The sequence below is a fragment of the Gilvimarinus sp. 1_MG-2023 genome, from assembly GCF_030548285.1.
Map to the genome: position 1 here is coordinate 1 of NZ_JAUOSC010001420.1, position 249 is coordinate 249.

Annotated in this window: 1 protein-coding gene; it reads left to right on the forward strand. The window is 52.2% G+C overall.

What is annotated here, in order from left to right:
• On the forward strand, positions 1 to 249 hold a 249-nt coding region (locus tag Q4563_RS21520), incomplete at both ends, for a glutamate ligase domain-containing protein (RefSeq protein WP_303605974.1).

A 249-nucleotide genomic window follows, 5' to 3' on the forward strand; every position in this document is an offset into this window, starting at 1 on the left:
GCACTGGAGAAATTTGCCGGTGTCGGGCGGCGTTTCCAGGTCTGTGGAGAATATCCACTGGCAGGTGGCAATGTGATGATGGTGGATGACTATGGTCATCACCCCCGTGAGCTGGAAGTGACGATTGAAGCCATTCGCAAGGGTTTTCCCGACCGCCGTCTGGTGATGCTGTTTCAACCGCATCGATTTAGCCGTACGCGTGACCTGTATGAAGATTTTGTCAAAGTATTATCGACCGTGGATATCCTG